Genomic DNA, 19,236 nt, shown 5'->3' with positions numbered 1-19,236 from the left:
GACGACCCCGTGACCGATGTGACCGACCCGCTTCTCCCCGAACTGCTCGACCTCGCCCTGGAGGCCGCACGGCGGGCCGGAGCGCTGCTGCGCGACGGCAGGCCGGACGACCTCGCCGTGGCGATGACCAAGACGAGCCCCATCGACGTGGTCACCGAGATGGACATCGCCGCCGAGAAGCTCATCACCGGCTTCCTCTCCGAGCACCGCCCGCAGGACGGCTTCCTCGGCGAGGAGGGCGCCTCCAGCCCCGGCACCAGCGGGGTCCGCTGGGTGATCGACCCGCTCGACGGCACCGTGAACTACCTCTACGGCCTCCCCACCTGGGCGGTCTCGATCGCCGCCGAACGGGACGGCGAGGCCGTCGTCGGCGTCGTCGAGGCCCCGATGCGCGGCGAGACGTACCGCGCGGTGCTCGGCGGCGGCGCCTACGCGGGGGACCGGCGCCTCGCCGCCCGCCCCTCGCCCGACCTCGACCACGCCCTCCTCGGCACGGGCTTCGCCTACGTGCAGACCCGGCGCGCCCGCCAGGCGGACATCGTCCAGCGCGTGCTCCCGCGCGTCCGTGACATCCGCCGGGGCGGTTCGGCCGCCATCGACCTCTGCGACGTGGCCGCGGGCCGCCTCGACGCGTACTACGAGCGCGGGCTCAACCCGTGGGACCTGGCGGCGGGCGCCCTGATCGCCCGCGAGGCGGGCGCGCTGACCGGCGGCCGACCCGGGCAGCCGGCGTCCGGTGAACTCGTCCTGGCGGCCTCTCCGGGGCTCTTCACGCCGCTCCAGGAACTCCTGGAGGAGCTCGGCGCCTGGCACGACTAGCGCGTCACCGGACGCGCGAGGGCCCCGACGCCGGGAAGGCGCCGGGGCCCTGCGCGTCTGCGGGTCCATCGGGTCGGGCGGGTCTGTCGGGTCGGGCGGGGTGGAGCGGGTCGGACGGGTCGAGCGGGTCCGTGCGGGTCAGACACCCGGCAGGGCGACCTCCACGCCGTGCTCGGCGGCCAGCCGGTGCAGGTCGTCGAGCTCCGCCTGCTCGACATCCGCCAGGTAGTCGTCGCCCGTCTCACGAGCCCGCGTGAGGTCCGTCTGCGTCGTCCTGATGCGGTGCAGCAGGCCCGCGGTGAAAGCGTCCATCATGCGCCCCCTCGTCATGGGTCCGGTGGCACGGGGGTGTGCCGAGGGTGGGTGGATCACACACTGCGGTCTCCCGGAAACGGAGAGCGGTAGGTGGCGCGCCACATACAGGGCGTGATCACGGGGTGTGCAGACGTCCTCCCCAGCCGCTTCCTCACGGAAACCTCAACTGGCCGGTGAATCCGGTGAATTCTCGGCTTCCCGCCGCGAGCCCGCTCCACGCGCCCGCGCACCACCCGCCCGTGCCGGGCACCGCACCGCCGCCTTACAGCCGGTTTACGCGCGTACGGGGCAGGATGGACACGCACAGTCAGTGCTCAGGTCTCAGCCGGTTCCACCGTGGACCGCAGCTCAACGGGAAGGATGTACGACGTGCGCGTACTCGTCGTCGAGGACGAGCAACTGCTCGCCGATGCCGTGGCCACCGGACTGCGCCGGGAGGCCATGGCCGTCGACGTCGTGTACGACGGCGCCGCGGCCCTGGAGCGCGTCGGGGTCAACGACTACGACGTCGTCGTCCTCGACCGCGACCTGCCCCTCGTCCACGGCGACGACGTCTGCCGGAAGATCGTGGAGCTGGGCATGCCCACCCGCGTCCTGATGCTCACGGCGTCCGGCGACGTCAGCGACCGCGTCGAGGGCCTGGAGCTCGGCGCGGACGACTACCTGCCCAAGCCCTTCGCCTTCACCGAGCTCACCGCGCGCGTGCGGGCCCTCGGACGCCGGACGAGCATGCCCCTCCCGCCCGTCCTGGAGCGCGCCGGCATCAAGCTCGACCCCAACCGCCGCGAGGTCTTCCGCGAGGGCAAGGAGGTCCAGCTCGCGCCGAAGGAGTTCGCCGTCCTGGAGGTGCTCATGCGCAGCGAGGGAGCCGTCGTCTCGGCCGAGCAGCTCCTGGAGAAGGCCTGGGACGAGAACACCGACCCGTTCACCAACGTCGTACGCGTCACCGTGATGACCCTGCGCCGCAAGCTCGGCGAGCCGGCCGTCATCGTCACCGTGCCCGGCTCCGGGTACCGGATCTGAGCTCATGGCACCCACCTCCGCGCCCCACCCCCAGGCGCCCCCGAAGCCGACCTGGGACCCCAGGGACCCCGTCCGGCCGCTGCTGCGCCCGACCATCCGGATACGGCTCACGCTGCTGTACGGCGGGATGTTCCTGATCGCGGGCATCCTGCTGCTCTCGATCATCTACCTCTTCACGGCCCAGGCCCTGAGCGACAGCACCTCGGAGCTGCCCTTCAAGGTCGTCAACGGCACGGTCCAGCCCACCACCTCCTGGTGCCGGCTGCCCGAGTCGCCCACCGGCGACCAGCTGAACGACGCCGTCACCCTCTGCCTCCGGCACCAGAGCGACCTGGCCCTCGACGACCTGCTGCGCCGCTCGCTCTTCGCGCTGCTCGGTCTGAGCATCATCGCCTTCGCCTTCGGCTACGCCATGGCCGGGCGCGTGCTCTCCCCGCTCGGCCGGATCACCCGGACCGCCCGGCAGGTGGCCGGCTCCGACCTCTCCCGGCGGATCGAGCTGGACGGCCCGGACGACGAGCTCAAGGAGCTGGCCGACACCTTCGACGAGATGCTGGACCGCCTCGAGCGGGCCTTCACCGCGCAGCAGCGGTTCGTCGCGAACGCCTCGCACGAGCTGCGGACCCCGCTCGCGATCAACCGCACGCTCCTGGAGGTCCACCTCTCGGACCCCGGGGCACCGGTCGAACTCCAACAGCTCGGCAAGACCCTGCTCGCCACCAACGAGCGCAGTGAACAGCTCGTCGAGGGTCTGCTGCTGCTCGCCCGCAGCGACAACCAGATCATCGAGCGCAAACCGGTCGACCTCGCCGAGGTCGCGTCGCGGGGCGTGGACCAGGTGCACGCGGAGGCCGAGGCCAGAGGCGTCGAGATCCGGGGCACGCGTGCCCCGGCGGTCGTCCAGGGCAACGGCGTCCTCCTGGAGCGGATCGCGCTGAACCTGCTCCAGAACGCCGTCCGGTACAACGTGCCGGAGGGCGGCTGGGCGGAGGTCACCACCGAGGTCGAGCACGGTCAGGCGGTCCTGGTCGTCTCGAACACGGGCCCCGTGGTCCCCGCGTACGAGATCGACAACCTGTTCGAGCCGTTCCGGCGGCTCCGGCAGGAGCGCACCGGCAGCGACAAGGGGGTCGGCCTCGGCCTGTCGATCGCGCGGTCCGTGGCCCGGGCCCACGGCGGCCGTATCATCGCGGAGCCCCGCGAAGGCGGTGGTCTCGTGATGCGTGTCACTCTGCCGATCTGACACACTGCATGAGCCGACCGGTTCCGTTCGCTTTGCGCGGAATTCCGGGGCCTGATTCTGAGACGCTCCTGTGTGATCGATCACAGGAGAGGGTGTCCGGACATCCACTCTCCGTGATCGGGAAATCCCTCGGAAAGCCAGGAAAAGTCCGGGTTTCCGGGGCCCGCAATGACGGGAAGTACACGGGGTGGCGCCTGTGAGGGACGCCCGTAGGACCGTGTACGGTCCGGTTCGCCACCCGTAGCCGATCACTCGTGAGAGGACGGGACGGGTGTCGATTGAGTAACAGACCTTGATGTGAGGCAAAATCTCCGCCTCAGGTCGGGCACAAGTCCGACCTCTCACGCGTTACGTGCGCTGGAGACACCGCAACCACCCAGAGGGGGAGAGCGACATGGCAACGGATTACGACACCCCACGCAAGACCGACGACGACGTCGATTCGGACAGCCTTGAAGAACTGAAGGCCCGCCGGAACGACAAGTCGACCTCGACCGTCGACGTCGACGAGTTCGAGGCCGCCGAAGGCCTGGAGCTTCCCGGCGCCGACCTCTCGAACGAGGAGCTGGCCGTCCGGGTCCTGCCCAAGCAGGCCGATGAGTTCACCTGCATGAGCTGCTTCCTCGTGCACCACCGCAGCCAGCTGGCCAGGGAGAAGAACGGCCAGCCGATCTGCCGCGACTGCGACTGAGTTCGTCGGCCGTGGCAGGCGACACACCGTCCCGGAAGCGGCGTCTGAGGCTCCCCGGGAGCCCCCGGACGTACAAGGGCGGCACAGAACCGGCGGAGGGCGCCCACGAGGCCTCTGACGCCGATCGCACCGCCTCCCTGCCCTCCCTCGGTGCACCTGACGACGAGCGAGGCCACCCGGCCTCGCTCGAAGCGGTCACCGAGCCGGACCCGGCACGCCTGCCGGTGGAGGCGGGAGAGGGTGCCGCAGCGGTCGAGGCGCGGCAGGACGGACGCTTCGGCGCCGTCAGGCGGCTCGCCAACCCCGCGCGCGCCCGACTCGACAGGATCAGGATCGACTCCGACCGGATCGACGCGGTCAGGCGTGGCGTCGCGCAGGGCGTGAAGCGCGGCGGCGACAGCGCCAGGGCCGGCCTCGGTCACCTGGCCGACCGGTTGATCGACCTCGCCCCGCGGATCCCCGTCCGCGACCTGGCGACCCTCCGCAAGCAGTTCCCCGGGCTCGGCCCCGAGGAGCTCGCAGACAAGCTCGTCGCCGGAGCGGCGAACGCGAGCTCGACCGTGGGCGCGAGCGTCGGCGCCGCCGCCATGCTCCCCGTACCCCCGGCCATGCCGGCGGAACTCGCGGCGGAGATCACCGGCGTCGCCGCGGTGGAACTCAAACTCATCGCCGAACTGCACGAGGTCTACGGACTGCGGCCACCCGGCCGGCTCGGGCAGCGTTCGGCCGCCTATCTGACCTCCTGGGCCGAGGAGCGGGGCATCGACCCCACCAAGCCCACCACCGTCAACGCGGCGCTCGGCGGACAGCTCAAGCGCGAACTGCGCCAGCAGATCATGAAACGCATGGTGCGCAACCTGCCGATGCTCATGCCCTTCATGGTGGGCGCGGCCGTCGGCGCGGTCATGAACCGCCGCGACACCAAGAAGCTCGCCGAACACGTCCGCAAGGACCTGCGCCGTCGCCAGGTCCCCTGGGACGCCCTCAGGGAACTGCCGCCGCTGGAGCAGCCCGAGAACCCCCCGAAGGAACTGGGCTTCTGAAGCCGGTGGGAGGCGCTCACCGCCCGGGCGGAGTCCGTCGTCCGCCGGCCGGGACCGGCGTCGCCGTCCCGCCCGCGGTCAGCCCTCGGCGCCCGCGCGCTCGGCGTCGAGCGCGTCCGCCAGCGCCTGCGGCTCACGGCTGGACAGGTACAGGTACGGCGTCGGGTCCTCCGGGTCCGTCACCTCGACCCGTACCGCCCGCGGAACATAGCTGCGCATCAGCATGAAGGCGCGCGGGTCGGCCTTGTGCGTGCGCCAGGCGCGCGCCTCCTCGGCGTCGAGGACCTCGGCCGCCCCCAGGGCGGAGACGGGGACCCGCGCGTCGCCCGCGACCAGCGAACCGGCCACGACGCGGATGCGGGCGGAGCCGTACGAGGAGACCGCGGCCCCGGCGAGCACCGCCGCCACGATCAGGCCGCCCAGCATCGGGACCGTACCCATCGGGAACATGATCAGACCGCCGGAGAGACCGAGCAGTCCCGCGATGAGCCACCAGGAGCGGGGCGCCGTCAGCCGCTCGTCGAAGCGCGGCGCGGCGGGGGTCGCGGGGGAGGGGGCCGGGGACGGGGCGGAAGGCTGCATGGGTCCAAGCCTGCCACGGCGCGACCTGCGCCCACCCGCGCGGGTAAGGTCTGCGGCTGTGACTGCAACATCTGCCGCCCTCACCCCGCCGGCCGACGCCATACCGCCGGTACGCCACCCCGACGCGCCGGCCGCCGGCGAGCTGCTCGGCGCGCACTACGCGCACTGCTTCGGGTGCGGCGGCGGGCAGCCCCACGGCCTCCACCTGGAGGCACGCGCGGGCGAGGGCGTCACCGTCACCGCCGAGTTCACGGTGACCCCCGACCACCAGGGCGCCCCCGGCCTCGCGCACGGCGGCGTGCTCGCCACCGCGCTCGACGAGACCCTCGGCTCCCTCAACTGGCTGCTGCGGGTCATCGCCGTGACCGGACGGCTCGAGACCGACTTCGTCCGGCCCGTCCCGGTGGGCACCCTGCTCCACCTGGAGGCCGAGGTCACCGCCGTACACGGCCGCAAGATCTTCTCGACCGCTGTCGGCCGGATCGGCGGGCCCGAGGGCCCCGTCGCCGTCCGCGCCGACGCTCTCTTCATCGAGGTCAAGGTCGACCACTTCATCGACAACGGCCGCCCGGAGGAGATCCAGGCCGCCATGTCCGACCCCGACCAGGTCCGGCGCGCCCGCGCCTTCGAGGTGAACCCCTGATGCGCAACCCTGTCGACGTACTGATCCGCCGGGTGGACCCGGACGTGCCGATCCCGGCCTACGGGCACCCCGGCGACGCCGGGGCGGACCTCGTGACCACCGAGGCCGCCGAGCTGGCCCCCGGGGAGCGCGCCGTGCTGCCCACCGGGGTCTCCATCGCCCTCCCGGACGGGTACGCGGCCTTCGTGCACCCGCGCTCCGGACTCGCGGCCCGCTGCGGAGTGGCACTCGTGAATGCCCCGGGGACGGTGGATGCCGGGTACCGTGGAGAGATCAAGGTGATCGTGGTGAATCTCGACCCGCGCGAGACCGTGCGGTTCGAACGATTCGACCGGATCGCCCAACTTGTCGTCCAACAGGTCGAGAAGGTGCGCTTCCACGAGGTGGCGGAGCTTCCCGGCTCGGCGCGGGCCGAGGGGGGCTTCGGGTCCACCGGCGGTCATGCCGCCGTGGACGGTACAACGGGTGGGAATCGATACGCTTCGGTCGTATCCGACCGGGAAGGACAGTGACGTGTTCGGACGTCGCAAGAAGAGCGGTGCCGCAGAGGACGCGGCGGGCGAGGCCGAGCAGGTCGTCGACGCGGTGGACGGCGAGGACGCGGACGACGCCGCCCCCCGCCGGGTGAACCTTCCGCCGGCGCCCCGGCCCGACGGACCCTGGGACATCTCCGAGGTCTCCAAGCCCGATGAGGGCCGTGTCGACCTGGGTGGCGTCTTCGTGCCCGGAGTCGAGGGCATGGAGCTGCGGGTCGAGGTGGCGGGCGACGCGATCGTCGCGGCCACCGTCGTGCTGCGCGACAGCGCCGTGCAGCTGCAGGCGTTCGCCGCCCCCAAGAACGAGGGCATCTGGGGCGAGGTCCGCGACGAGATCGCCACCGGCATCATCCAGCAGGGCGGTGTCATCGACGAGGTCGAGGGCCCGCTCGGCTGGGAGCTCCGCGCCCAGGTCCCCGTGCAGCTGCCGGACGGCAACCGCGGCGTGCAGCTGGTCCGCTTCGTCGGTGTCGACGGACCCCGCTGGTTCCTGCGCGGAGTGATCTCCGGGCAGGGCGCGGTCCAGCCCGAGGCGGCCGGGCTCCTGGAGCAGATCGTCCGGGACACCGTGGTCGTCCGTGGCGACGGCCCGATGGCCCCGCGCGACCCGATCGTCCTCAAGCTGCCGAACGACGCGCAGATGGTGCCGGACGGCGTGCAGCAGGAGGAGCAGGAGAACTCCCGCTTCTCCGGCGGCATGGGCCAGCTCCAGCGCGGTCCGGAGATCTCCGAGATCCGCTGAGCGATCACGGCTACCGGTGGGCCGCTTCCCGTACGTCTCGTACGGGAAGCGGCCCACCGCGTTTTCCACAGGCTCCGCCTCGGGCTCTGGTCCTCGGACCGGGCCGCGGACCATACTGACGGCGCACATGGTCGAGGAGGGGGGAGCACAGGGTGAGTGAGAGCAGCACGGGGTCCGCGACGGCCCTCGTCGAGGACCCGGCCGGCCCGCCGATGGTCCGCGTCGAGAACCTGCGGCGCTCGTACGGCACGGGCGAGGCCGCCGTCCACGCCCTGCGCGGGGTCTCCTTCGACATCCCGCGCGGCGAGCTCGTCGCCCTCAAGGGCCGCTCCGGCTCCGGAAAGACGACGCTGCTCAACCTCGTGGGCGGCCTCGACTCCGCCGACGGGGGCTCGATCGTCATCGACGGCGTCGACCTCTCCACCCTCGGTGAGAACGGGCTCCTCGCACTGCGCCGCGACCGGATCGGCTTCATCTTCCAGTCCTTCGGGCTGCTCCCGATCCTGTCCGCCGCCGAGAACGTGGGCGTACCCATGCGGCTGCGCAAGGCGGACCCGAAGGAGCGCGAGGAGCGGGTGGCCCTCCTCCTCGGCCTGGTGGGCCTCGCCGACCACGCGGCCCAGCGGCCCGGCGAGCTCTCCGGCGGCCAGCAGCAGCGGGTCGCCATCGCCCGGGCGCTCGCCAACAAGCCGGCGCTGCTGATAGCCGACGAGCCCACGGGCCAGCTGGACGCGGAGACCGGGCTCGCCGTCATGCAGCTGCTGCGCGCGGTGGTCCGCAGCGAGGGCTGCACGGCCCTGGTCGCGACCCACGACCCCCAGCTCCTGGGCCTGGCGGACCGGGTGCTGGAGCTGAGCGACGGCGAGATCATCGAGCACTGAGCGCGAGGCGGTCGAGGGCGGTCGCGGCGGGGGCCGGTGCGGACACGGCGCACCCGGCGCCGCGTCGCGGCCGTACGCGGCGCCACGCTGCGGTCGTCTGCCCGGCACCACCGCACGGCCGCGGCCACATCAGAATCACGTCAAGACCGCCGGGGCCCTCTCACCGCGTACGGAATGTCCCATTGGCTGGACGTATGGTCGACCCATGGGACGCGGCAAGCTTCGGATCTACCTCGGCGCTGCGCCGGGCGTCGGCAAGACCTACGCGATGCTCTCCGAGGGGCACCGCCGGGTGGAGCGCGGCACGGACTGCGTCGTGGCGTTCGTGGAGCACCACGGGCGGCCGCGTACGGAGGTCATGCTGCACGGCCTCGAAGAGGTGCCGCGCCGGAGCCTGGAGCACCGGCAGGCCTCCTTCACGGAGATGGACGTCGACGCCGTCCTGGCCCGTCGTCCCGCCGTGGCCCTCGTCGACGAGCTCGCCCACACGAACGTCCCGGGTTCCCGCAACCCCAAGCGGTGGCAGGACGTCGCCGAGCTCCTCGCGGCCGGCATCGACGTCATATCGACCGTCAACATCCAGCACCTGGAGTCGCTGGGTGACGTGGTCGAGGCGATCACCGGCGTACGGCAGCGGGAGACCGTCCCCGACGAGATCGTCCGCAGGGCGGACCAGATCGAGCTGGTCGACATGTCCCCGGAGGCCCTGCGGCGCCGGATGGCCCACGGCAACGTCTACACCTCGGACAAGGTCGACGCGGCCCTCTCCAACTACTTCCGCCCCGGCAACCTCACCGCCCTGCGCGAGCTGGCGCTGCTCTGGACCGCCGACCGGGTCGACGAGTACCTCCAGCGGTACCGGGGCGAGCACAACATCCGCTCCACCTGGCAGGCCAGGGAGCGGATCGTCGTCGGTCTGACGGGTGGCCCCGAGGGCCGGACGCTCATACGACGCGCCACCCGGCTCGCGGAGAAGGGCGCGGGCGGCGAGGTGCTCGCCGTCTACATCGCCCGCAGCGACGGGCTCACCGCGGCCTCCCCGAAGGAACTGGCCGTCCAGCGCACCCTCGTCGAAGACCTCGGCGGAACGTTCCATCACGTCATCGGCGACGACATCCCCTCCGCGCTGCTCGAGTTCGCGCGCGGGGTCAACGCCACCCAGATCGTCCTGGGCTCCAGCCGGCGCCGCACCTGGCAGTACGTGCTCGGCCCCGGCGTCGGCCAGACCGTCGCCCGTGACTCCGGGACCGACCTCGACGTCCACATCGTCACGCACGGCGAGGTCGCCAAGGGACGCGGACTGCCCGTCGCCCGCGGCGCCCGCCTCGGCCGCTCCCGGATCATCGGCGGCTGGGCGGTCGGCGTCGGGGGACCCGCCGCCCTCGCCCTGCTCCTCACCCATGTCGACGCCGACCTCGGCCTCGCCAACGACATGCTCCTCTTCCTCGCCCTGACGGTGGCCTCGGCCCTGCTCGGCGGGTTCCTTCCGGCCCTCGCCTCGGCCGCCGCCGGCTCGCTCCTCCTCAACTGGTTCTTCACCCCGCCCGTCCACCGGCTCACCATCGCCGACCCCAAGAACATCGTCGCCATCGCCGTCTTCCTCGGCGTCGCCATGGCCGTCGCCTCGGTGGTGGACCTGGCCGCCCGGCGCACCCACCAGGCCGCCCGGCTGCGCGCCGAGTCCGAGGTGCTCTCGTATCTCGCCGGCAGCGTGCTGCGCGGCGAGACCAGCCTCGACGCCCTGCTCGAACGGGTCCGCGAGACCTTCTCCATGGAGTCCGTGGCGCTCCTGGAGCGGGTGGACGAGGTCGAGCCGTGGACACGGGCCGCGAGCGTGGGGCCGCACCCGGCGGCCCGGCCGGAGGAGGCGGATGTGGACATGCCGGTCGGTGACCGTCTGGCGCTCGCCCTGTCCGGGCGCGTGCTGCCCGCCGAGGACCGGCGCGTCCTCGGCGCCTTCGCCGCCCAGGCGGCGGTCGTCCTCGACCGGCAGCGGCTCGTGGGTGAGGCGGAGGAGGCCAGGAAGCTGGCCGAGGGCAACAAGATCCGCACCTCGCTGCTCGCCGCCGTCAGCCACGACCTGCGGACGCCGCTCGCGAGCATCAAGGCCTCCGTCTCCTCCCTGCGCTCGGACGACGTCGAGTGGTCCGAGGAGGACCGCGCCGAACTCCTGGAGGGCATCGAGGCCGGGGCCGACCGCCTCGATCACCTCGTCGGCAACCTCCTCGACATGTCCCGCCTCCAGACCGGCACCGTCACCCCGCTGGTCCGCACGGTCGACCTCGACGAGGTCGTCCCCATGGCGCTCGGGGGAGTACCCGACGGCAGCGCCGAGCTGGACATACCCGAGACGCTGCCGATGGTCGAGGTCGACAAGGGCCTCCTGGAGCGGGCCGTCGCCAACATCGTGGAGAACGCCGTCAAGTACAGCCCCGAGGGCGTCCCCGTGGCCGTCGCCGCCAGCACCCTGGGGGACCGGGTCGAGCTCCGGGTCGTGGACCGCGGCCCCGGCGTGCCCGACGAGGCCAAGGACGGCATCTTCGAACCGTTCCAGCGCTTCGGGGACGCCCCGCGCGGCTCCGGGGTCGGCCTCGGCCTCGCCGTGGCCCGCGGCTTCGTCGAGGCCATGGGCGGCACGCTCGGCGCCGAGGACACCCCCGGCGGCGGCCTGACCATGGTGCTCACCCTCAGGGCCGCGCGCGGCGGCCCGCCGGCCCCGGCCCCCGGCCTCCCGGCCCACGCCGTGACGTGACGGTCGCCGTGCCGAGATCGAGATCGGCCACCGTGCCGTGACCGACCACCTGTCCGTGATCACACACCCGTCCCACTCAGCAGCCCCCCAGCAGAAGGAAGGTCCCCCTCCATGACCCGGGTCCTCGTGGTCGACGACGAGCCGCAGATCGTCCGCGCCCTGGTGATCAACCTCAAGGCGCGGAAGTACGAGGTCGACGCCGCGCCCGACGGTGCCACCGCCCTCCGCCTCGCCGCCGAACGCCACCCCGACGTCGTCGTCCTCGACCTCGGCCTCCCCGACATGGACGGCGTCGAGGTCATCAAGGGCCTGCGCGGCTGGACCCGGGTGCCGATCCTGGTCCTCTCGGCCCGGCAGACCTCCGACGAGAAGGTCGAGGCGCTCGACGCGGGCGCCGACGACTACGTCACCAAGCCCTTCGGCATGGACGAGCTGCTCGCCCGACTGCGCGCCGCCGTACGCCGCGCCGAGCCGGTCGGCGGCGCCGAGGACGGGGTCGTGGTGGTCGAGACCGCGGGCTTCACCGTCGACCTGGCGGCGAAGAAGGTCCACCGCGACGGCCGGGACGTCCGCCTCACCCCCACCGAATGGCACCTCCTGGAGGTCCTCGTCCGCAACGGCGGCCGCCTCGTCAGCCAGAAGCAGCTGCTCCAGGAGGTCTGGGGACCCTCGTACGGCACGGAGACCAACTACCTGCGGGTGTACATGGCCCAGCTGCGGCGGAAGCTGGAGAGCGATCCCTCCCACCCCCGTCACTTCGTCACCGAACCGGGCATGGGGTACCGCTTCGAACGCTGAACGGACAGGTGCCCCTGGCCCGGCCTCGGTGACGGCGGTGGCCGGTACGCTTTCTGTATGAGTGCTGCACCGCGTACAGAGAAGCCGGCCGGTAGGTTCCGCCGGATGCTCGACCGGCTCTCCTCCTCCACGGAGGACCTGGAGTCGGAGGAGCTCCAGGAGGACGCCGAGGCGTCCGGGTGCACACGTATCTGCGACTGCTCCGACCGCCAGATAGTCAAGGTGACTGGTACCTTGCGCACGGTCACGCTGCGCCCCCGGGCCGGTGTGCCCGCGCTGGAGGCCGAGCTCTTCGACGGCACGGCACCGCTCGACGTCGTGTGGCTCGGACGGCGCTCCATCGTGGGCATCGAGCCGGGCCGCAAGCTGATCGCCTCCGGCCGGATCTCCATGAGCCACGGCCGGCGGGTCCTCTTCAACCCCAAATACGAGCTCCGACCGCTCGGACAGGAGTAGCCGGTGACGTCCCTCGACAAGCCGACCACCACGGACCAGGACGCCCAGGCCGCGAAGGAGGTCACCGAGGCCGCGCTGTTCGAAGCCTTCGGCGGCCTACGGGGCATGGTCGAGACGGTCCTGCCGGGCCTGCTGTTCGTCACGATCTTCACGATCAACAAGGACCTGCACATCTCGGCGATCGCCGCGCTCGCGGTCTCGCTGGTCCTGGTCGCCGTCCGGCTGATCCGACGGGACACCGTCAAGCACGCGTTCAGCGGCGTCTTCGGGGTCGCCTTCGGCGTGGTCTTCGCGATGATGACCGGCAACGCCAAGGACTTCTACCTGCCGGGCATGCTGTACACCCTGGGCCTCGCCCTCGCGTACATCGTGACGACGATCGCCGGGGTCCCGCTGATCGGCCTGATCCTGGGCCCGGTCTTCAAGGAGAACCTCTCCTGGCGCACCCGTAACCCGGGCCGGAAGAAGGCGTACGCGAAGGCGAGCTGGGCCTGGGGCCTGATCCTGCTCGGCAAGTGCGCGATCCTCTTCCCGATGTACTGGTGGGCCGACACGACCAAGTTCGGCTGGGTCCTCGTCGCCCTCAAGATCCCGCCGTTCCTGCTCGCCGTCTACCTGACCTGGATGTTCCTCGCGAAGGCTCCGCCGCCGATCGACGTCTTCGCCGAGATGGAGGCCGAGGAGCGCGCCGAGAAGGAGCGCGAGGCGGCCGCGGCGGCGGCGCGGCAGGGCAACCCGGAGGCCTGAGGCGCCGGCACGCGTACGCGAAGCCGAGACGGGCACGCGGCGCCTGCACACGTACGGGGAAGGGCCCGGACCTGATGAACAGGTCCGGGCCCTTTCGTACGTCTCCGTACGTCCTCAGGAACGAGGTCAGGACTCGGAGTCGGCCTCGCGGCGGACCTGCAGAAGGTCCTCCAACTGCTCCTCGCGCGCCTGCGCGGCCACGAACAGCAGCTCGTCGCCCGCCTCCAGGGTCTCCTCGGGGCTCGGCGTGAGCACCCGCGACCCGCGGATGATCGTCACCAGCGAGGTGTCCTGCGGCCAGGCCACGTCCCCGACCGCGGTGCCGGCGACGGCCGACTCCGGCGGGAGCGTCAGCTCCACCAGGTTCGCGTCGCCGTGGCTGAAGCGGAGCAGCCGGACCAGGTCGCCGACGCTCACCGCCTCCTCCACCAGGGCCGACATCAGCCGTGGTGTCGAGACGGCGACGTCCACGCCCCAGGCCTCGTTGAACAGCCACTCGTTCTTCGGGTTGTTCACCCGGGCGACGACCCGCGGCACGCCGTACTCGGTCTTGGCGAGCAGCGAGACGACGAGGTTCACCTTGTCGTCGCCGGTCGCCGCGATCACCACGTTGCAGCGCTGGAGCGCCGCCTCGTCGAGCGAGGTGATCTCGCAGGCGTCGGCGAGCAGCCACTCCGCCTGCGGCACCCGCTCCACCGAGATGGCGGTCGGCGCCTTGTCGATGAGCAGGACGTCGTGCCCGTTCTCCAGGAGCTCGCCCGCGATGGAACGGCCCACCGCACCCGCGCCCGCAATAGCGACACGCATCAGTGACCGCCCTCCTCGGGACCCTCGGCGAAGGCCTCCTCGACCTTCGCGATCTCGTCCGTGCGCATCATCACGTGCACCAGATCACCTTCCTGGAGCACCGTCTGCGACGTGGGGATGATCGACTCGCCGAGCCGGGTCAGGAACGCGACGCGCACCCCCGTCTCGTCCTGGAGCCGGCTGATCTTGTGGCCGATCCAGGCCGGGGAGGTGTGCACCTCGGCGAGCTGCACCCCGCCGCTCGGGTCCGTCCACAGCGGCTCCGCCCCCGAGGGCAGCAGGCGCCGCAGCATCTGGTCGGCGGTCCAGCGGACCGTCGCGACCGTCGGGATGCCGAGACGCTGGTAGACCTCGGCGCGGCGCGGGTCGTAGATCCGGGCCGCCACGTTCTCGATGCCGAACATCTCGCGCGCGACCCGCGCCGCGATGATGTTCGAGTTGTCGCCGCTGCTCACCGCGGCGAAGGCCCCGGCGTCCTCGATGCCGGCCTCGCGCAGCGTGTCCTGGTCGAAGCCCACGCCCGTGACGCGCCGACCGCCGAAACCCGACCCCAGACGACGGAAGGCCGTCGGGTCCTGGTCCACGACCGCGACGGTGTGCCCCTGCTGCTCGAGGGTCTGCGCGAGAGCGGCTCCCACTCGCCCGCAGCCCATGATGACGATGTGCACGTCCCCTTACCCCGCACTCCTGATCGCCCTACTGACCTGCGAAAACACCCTGCTCACAACTTTCCTCGCCCCGATGCGCCCGGGCCGCGGCGGGCGACACCCTGCCGGGCCGCCCGGTCCGAGCTTAAGCGGCAACACTGGCGAGGACCGCATCCGAGGTGGTACTCAGGGAGATTCCGTGCCGATCGGGGGTGCCGGTGAGCCTGGCGTATTTCGAACGCTTACGATCCTCTCCGTGTCCAAACTGACCGACGTGCCCAAACGGATCCTGATCGGACGGGCCCTGCGCAGCGACAAGCTCGGAGAGACCCTCCTCTCGAAGCGGATCGCCCTCCCCGTGTTCGCCTCCGACCCGCTGTCCTCTGTGGCGTACGCACCCGGCGAGGTCCTGCTCGTCCTCTCCGTCGCCGGTCTGTCGGCCTACCACTTCAGCCCGTGGATCGCCCTCGCGGTCGTCGTCCTGATGTTCACGGTGGTCGCGTCCTACCGGCAGAACGTCCACGCGTACCCCAGCGGCGGCGGCGACTACGAGGTCGCCAACACCAACCTCGGGCCGAAGGCCGGACTCACCGTCGCGAGCGCCCTGCTCGTGGACTACGTCCTGACCGTGGCCGTGTCGATCTCCTCGGGCATCGAGAACCTCGGCTCGGCGATCCCCTTCGTCGTCGAGCACAAGGTGGCCTGCGCGGTCGGCGTCATCGTGCTCCTGACGGTGATGAACCTGCGCGGGGTGAAGGAGTCGGGCAGCCTCTTCGCCATCCCGACGTACGTCTTCGTCTTCGGCGTCTTCCTCATGATCGCCTGGGGCGCGTACAAGGGCATCGTCCTCGACGAGACCATGAAGGCCCCCACCGCCGACTTCGAGATCAAGCCCGAACACCAGGGGCTCGCCGGATTCGCGCTGGTCTTCCTGCTCCTGCGCGCCTTCTCCTCCGGCTGTGCCGCCCTCACCGGGGTCGAGGCCATCTCCAACGGCGTCCCCGCCTTCCGCAAGCCGAAGTCGAAGAACGCCGCCACCACGCTCACCCTCATGGGCGTCCTCGCCGTCACCATGTTCTGCGGCATCATCTTCCTGGCCATGGCCACCGACGTCCGGATGGCCGAGAAGCCGGCCCAGGACCTGCTCCTCGACGGCAAGCCGGTGGGCGAGGGGTACGTCCAGGACCCGGTCATCTCGCAGGTCGCGGCCGCGGTCTTCGGCGACGGAACGTTCTTCTTCGTCGTGCTCGCCGCCGCCACCGCGCTCGTGCTGTTCCTGGCCGCCAACACCGCGTACAACGGCTTCCCGCTCCTCGGCTCGATCCTCGCCCAGGACCGGTACCTGCCGCGGCAGCTGCACACCCGTGGCGACCGCCTCACCTTCTCCAACGGCATCGTGCTCCTCGCGGGCGCCGCCGCCCTGCTCGTCTGGGTCTACGGGGCCGACTCGACCAAGCTGATCCAGCTGTACATCGTCGGCGTCTTCGTCTCCTTCACCCTCAGCCAGACCGGCATGGTCCGGCACTGGAACCGGCACCTGAAGTCGGAACGCGACCCGGCCAAGCGCCGCCACATGATCCGCTCCCGCGCGATCAACGCGTTCGGCGCCTTCTTCACCGGCCTGGTCCTCGTCGTCGTCCTCGCCACCAAGTTCACCCACGGCGCCTGGGTCGCCCTGCTCGGCATGGTGATCTTCTACGGGACGATGACCGCGATCCGCAGGCACTACGACTCGGTCGCAGCGGAGATCGCCGCCGCCGAGGAACGTCCCGACGAGTACGTACGCCCCTCCCGGGTCCGCTCCGTCGTCCTGGTCTCCCGGCTCCACAAGCCGACCCTGCGCGCCCTCGCGTACGCGAAGCTGCTCCACGCCCACGAGCTGGAGGCGCTCACCGTGAACGTCGACGCGGCCGAGACCAAGGCGCTCAAGGAGGAGTGGACCCGCCGCGGAATCAACGTCCCGCTGAAGATCCTCGACTCGCCCTACCGCGAGATCACCCGGCCGGTCGTCGAGTACGTGAAGAGCATCCGCCGCGAGAGCCCGCGCGACGCCGTCTCCGTCTACATCCCCGAGTACGTCGTCGGCCACTGGTACGAGCACCTGCTGCACAACCAGAGCGCCCTGCGCCTCAAGGGCCGACTGCTTTTCACACCGGGCGTGATGGTGACCTCCGTCCCGTACCAGCTCCGGTCCTCCGAGGTCGCGAAGAAGCGGGCACGCAAGGGCCAGGAATGGAACGCACCGGGCTCCGTGCGCCGAGGCCCGGTCGAGAAGGGGCACAAGGAGACGTCGGGCAAGGGGTGAGGGAGCGGGGGCCTGAGGGTCTGAGGGTCTGAGGGTCTGAAGGTCCGGGGGTCTGGGGCGCTGCGGGTAAGGGCCCGCCTCGCGTCCAGGCTTCGGGACCGGTCCGGGGACGAGGCTTCGGGCCTCGCCCGGGTCCGGGGCTTCGTGCCCTGCCAGGGTCCGGGACTTTGGTCCCCGCCCGGGTCCGGGGGCGAATTCCGCCCTCACCGGCACGTAGACTGGTGGGCTGCCGCGGTGCGGCAGCCCACCTCTCTCTTTCTCTGGAGTCTCCCCGCCATGCAGAACGCACCTGAGTCGTCGCTCATCGGGGAGGAGTACGAGGTCGAGGTCGGGCCGGTGGCCCACGGGGGCCACTGCATCGCCCGCACCGAGGAGGGCCGCGTCCTCTTCGTCCGCCACGCACTGCCGGGCGAGAAGGTCATCGCCCGCGTCACCGAGGGCGAGGAGACGTCCCGCTTCCTGCGCGCCGACGCGGTCACGATCCTCGACCCGTCCAAGGACCGCGTCGAGGCTCCCTGCCCCTTCGCCGGCCCCGGGAAGTGCGGCGGCTGCGACTGGCAGCACGCCAAGCCCGGCGCGCAGCGCCGCCTGAAGGGCGAGGTCATCGCCGAGCAGCTCCAGCGGCTCGCCGGACTGACCCCGGAGGAGGTCAGCTGGGACGGCACGGTCATGCCGGCCGAGGGTGACAAACTGCCGCCGGGCGAGGTCCCGCAGTGGCGGACCCGTGTCCAGTACGCGGTGGACGCCGAGGGCCACGCGGGTCTGCGGAAGCACCGCTCGCACGAGGTCGAGATCATCGACCACTGCATGATCGCCGCGCAGGGCGTCTCCGAACTGGGCATCGAGAAGCGCAGCTGGGAGGGCATGGCGTCGGTCGAGGCCATCGCGGCCTCCGGCTCGGGTGACCGCCAGGTCATCCTGACCCCGCGCCCCGGCGCGCGGCTCCCCCTGGTGGAGCTGGACAAGCCGGTCTCGGTGATGCGGGTCGACGAGAAGGACGGCGGAGTCCACCGCGTCCACGGCCGCGCGTTCGTCCGCGAGCGGGCCGACGAGCGCACCCACCGCGTGGGCAGCGGCGGCTTCTGGCAGGTCCACCCGAAGGCCGCCCAGACGCTGATGCTCGCCGTCATGCAGGGCCTGACCCCCCGGAAGGGCGAGACGGCCCTCGACCTCTACTGCGGCGTCGGCCTCTTCGCGGGCGCCATCGCCGACCGGGTCGGCGACCAGGGCGCGGTGCTCGGCATCGAGTCCGGGAAGCGCGCGGTGGAGGACGCCCGCCACAACCTGGCCGACTTCCCGCGCGTCCGCATCGAACAGGGCAAGGTCGAATCGGTCCTCCCGCGCACGGGCATCACCGACGTCGACCTGATCGTCCTGGACCCCCCGCGCGCCGGCGCCGGCAAGCAGACGGTCCACCACCTCGCCGGCCTCGGCGCCCGCCGCATCGCCTACGTGGCCTGCGACCCGGCAGCCCTCGCCCGCGACATCTCCTACTTCGCCGAACGCGGCTACAAGGTCCGGACGCTGAGGGCGTTCGACCTGTTCCCGATGACGCACCACGTGGAGTGCGTGGCGATCCTGGAGCCGGTGAAGAAGGACGCCTGATCTGGGGTTTCTTCGAGGGAGCGTCATGGGCGTCACGTGCGTTAGGCGCGAGATCCTGATGCGTCTTCGACGCACGTGACGCATGTTTGACGCAAGGACGGCGCGATTTCTGATGGGTCGTCATGCAGGCTTGGCAACCACCGAGTGAAGCTCTTCGCTGTCTGCTCTTGGGCGCGCTGAGGTGGCCGGGGCGCTGACTGCTGAGCTGTTGGCCCCCTGCCCCATCCCTCCTCGGTAGTGTCGTTCCGTGCGGCTAGGTGAGGTGTCCGGTCCGTGTTCAGCCAGGGGCGGTACGGGCTCCAGTGCCCGAGAAAGAGTCTGAGATCGTCGGCTCGGGGTTGAGGCGCTCCACGCGGGCTGTCGCCCAGTCGATCCATGATTCGGCTTCGCTCCTGGCCCGACCTGCGGGTATGGCCTCGGTCCGGAGTCATCGGAGATGACCCGGCGTCGTGCGGCGGGCACGGCCGTATGCCGGAGAAGGTGAACCCCTCGGGGTCTGCGGCCGTACATAGCGCCGAGGTCGTCGGCGCTCCGAGCGGGTGCGTGTGAGGGCCGGTGTGCATCCAGACGGCAATCTGTCGGCCTCCTTGTCATGATGCCG

19 protein-coding genes are annotated in these 19,236 nt (G+C 71.5%); 15 read left to right on the top strand and 4 right to left on the bottom strand.

The window, feature by feature from the left end; translation table 11 throughout:
• Positions 1–18 precede the first annotated feature (18 nt).
• On the top strand, positions 19–819 hold the full coding sequence (locus AMK29_RS32460; RefSeq protein WP_073819754.1) for an inositol monophosphatase family protein: 801 nt from the start codon (positions 19–21) through the stop codon (positions 817–819).
• A gap of 138 nt (positions 820–957) precedes the next feature.
• On the opposite strand, the gene AMK29_RS36615 is transcribed toward AMK29_RS32460, so the two are convergent.
• A complete protein-coding gene (locus AMK29_RS36615) occupies positions 958–1,134 on the bottom strand; it encodes a hypothetical protein (protein WP_158071373.1) in 177 nt (58 codons plus the stop codon).
• A 369-nt stretch (positions 1,135–1,503) separates the two neighbouring features.
• Here AMK29_RS36615 and AMK29_RS32455 point away from each other — a divergent pair, with 369 nt between their 5' ends.
• The 4 genes from AMK29_RS32455 (at position 1,504) to AMK29_RS32440 (ending at position 5,134) form a co-directional block, all read left to right on the top strand.
• Positions 1,504–2,157 carry a response regulator transcription factor gene (locus tag AMK29_RS32455; protein WP_073819753.1) on the top strand — a complete coding sequence of 218 codons (654 nt, stop codon included), beginning with the start codon at positions 1,504–1,506 and terminating at the stop codon, positions 2,155–2,157.
• 4 nt (positions 2,158–2,161) lie between these two features.
• On the top strand, positions 2,162–3,400 hold the full coding sequence (locus tag AMK29_RS32450; RefSeq protein ID WP_073819648.1) for a sensor histidine kinase: 1,239 nt from the start codon (positions 2,162–2,164) through the stop codon (positions 3,398–3,400).
• Between the two features lie 394 nt (positions 3,401–3,794).
• Complete coding sequence (locus tag AMK29_RS32445) at positions 3,795–4,091, top strand: DUF4193 domain-containing protein (RefSeq protein ID WP_003955561.1); 297 nt, start codon at positions 3,795–3,797, stop codon at positions 4,089–4,091.
• An 11-nt stretch (positions 4,092–4,102) separates the two neighbouring features.
• A complete protein-coding gene (locus tag AMK29_RS32440; protein ID WP_073819647.1) occupies positions 4,103–5,134 on the top strand; it encodes a hypothetical protein in 1,032 nt (343 codons plus the stop codon).
• A 78-nt stretch (positions 5,135–5,212) separates the two neighbouring features.
• Here AMK29_RS32440 and AMK29_RS32435 read toward each other — a convergent pair whose 3' ends face one another.
• The gene (locus tag AMK29_RS32435; RefSeq protein ID WP_073819646.1) at positions 5,213–5,716 is read right to left on the bottom strand and encodes a DUF3093 domain-containing protein; all 504 of its coding nucleotides are present in this window, start codon (positions 5,714–5,716) and stop codon (positions 5,213–5,215) included.
• A gap of 58 nt (positions 5,717–5,774) precedes the next feature.
• Here AMK29_RS32435 and AMK29_RS32430 point away from each other — a divergent pair, with 58 nt between their 5' ends.
• From AMK29_RS32430 to AMK29_RS32395, 8 genes are all read left to right on the top strand, one after another.
• Entirely contained in the window at positions 5,775–6,359 is a 585-nt protein-coding gene (locus tag AMK29_RS32430; RefSeq protein ID WP_073819645.1) for a PaaI family thioesterase, read from the top strand.
• Positions 6,359–6,871, top strand: a complete 513-nt coding sequence (gene dut / locus AMK29_RS32425; protein ID WP_073819644.1) for a dUTP diphosphatase — start codon at positions 6,359–6,361, stop codon at positions 6,869–6,871. Before AMK29_RS32430 ends, dut begins: the two co-directional genes overlap by 1 nt.
• Position 6,872: 1 nt before the next feature.
• Positions 6,873–7,637, top strand: a complete 765-nt coding sequence (locus AMK29_RS32420) for a DUF3710 domain-containing protein (RefSeq protein ID WP_073819643.1) — start codon at positions 6,873–6,875, stop codon at positions 7,635–7,637.
• Positions 7,638–7,789: 152 nt separating this feature from the next.
• Complete coding sequence (locus AMK29_RS32415) at positions 7,790–8,518, top strand: ABC transporter ATP-binding protein (RefSeq protein WP_073819642.1); 729 nt, start codon at positions 7,790–7,792, stop codon at positions 8,516–8,518.
• A 205-nt stretch (positions 8,519–8,723) separates the two neighbouring features.
• Complete coding sequence (locus tag AMK29_RS32410; RefSeq protein WP_073819641.1) at positions 8,724–11,270, top strand: sensor histidine kinase; 2,547 nt, start codon at positions 8,724–8,726, stop codon at positions 11,268–11,270.
• A gap of 111 nt (positions 11,271–11,381) precedes the next feature.
• Entirely contained in the window at positions 11,382–12,068 is a 687-nt protein-coding gene (locus AMK29_RS37525; RefSeq protein WP_073819640.1) for a response regulator, read from the top strand.
• A gap of 57 nt (positions 12,069–12,125) precedes the next feature.
• On the top strand, positions 12,126–12,524 hold the full coding sequence (locus AMK29_RS32400; protein ID WP_073819639.1) for an OB-fold nucleic acid binding domain-containing protein: 399 nt from the start codon (positions 12,126–12,128) through the stop codon (positions 12,522–12,524).
• 3 nt (positions 12,525–12,527) lie between these two features.
• Positions 12,528–13,271, top strand: coding sequence for a DUF3159 domain-containing protein (locus AMK29_RS32395; RefSeq protein ID WP_073819638.1), 744 nt, complete (start codon positions 12,528–12,530; stop codon positions 13,269–13,271).
• 126 nt (positions 13,272–13,397) lie between these two features.
• Here AMK29_RS32395 and AMK29_RS32390 read toward each other — a convergent pair whose 3' ends face one another.
• Both AMK29_RS32390 and AMK29_RS32385 read right to left on the bottom strand, forming a co-directional pair.
• Positions 13,398–14,078 carry a potassium channel family protein gene (locus AMK29_RS32390; RefSeq protein ID WP_073819637.1) on the bottom strand — a complete coding sequence of 227 codons (681 nt, stop codon included), beginning with the start codon at positions 14,076–14,078 and terminating at the stop codon, positions 13,398–13,400.
• Positions 14,078–14,746, bottom strand: a complete 669-nt coding sequence (locus AMK29_RS32385; protein ID WP_073819636.1) for a potassium channel family protein — start codon at positions 14,744–14,746, stop codon at positions 14,078–14,080. The genes AMK29_RS32390 and AMK29_RS32385 overlap by 1 nt, the downstream gene beginning before the upstream one ends.
• Before the next feature lie 235 nt (positions 14,747–14,981).
• Here AMK29_RS32385 and AMK29_RS32380 point away from each other — a divergent pair, with 235 nt between their 5' ends.
• A complete protein-coding gene (locus AMK29_RS32380) occupies positions 14,982–17,030 on the top strand; it encodes an APC family permease (protein ID WP_073819635.1) in 2,049 nt (682 codons plus the stop codon).
• A gap of 276 nt (positions 17,031–17,306) precedes the next feature.
• Positions 17,307–18,635 (top strand): class I SAM-dependent RNA methyltransferase, encoded by a 1,329-nt coding sequence (locus tag AMK29_RS32375; protein WP_073819634.1) that lies wholly within the window; start codon positions 17,307–17,309, stop codon positions 18,633–18,635.
• Positions 18,636–19,236 lie beyond the last annotated feature (601 nt).

It is taken from the genome of Streptomyces sp. CB02261 (assembly GCF_001905665.1).
In the GTDB taxonomy this organism is placed as follows: Bacteria; Actinomycetota; Actinomycetes; order Streptomycetales; family Streptomycetaceae; genus Streptomyces.
The sequence above is the reverse complement of the archived record's forward strand: the minus strand, read 5'-3'. Positions and strand labels throughout refer to the sequence as shown.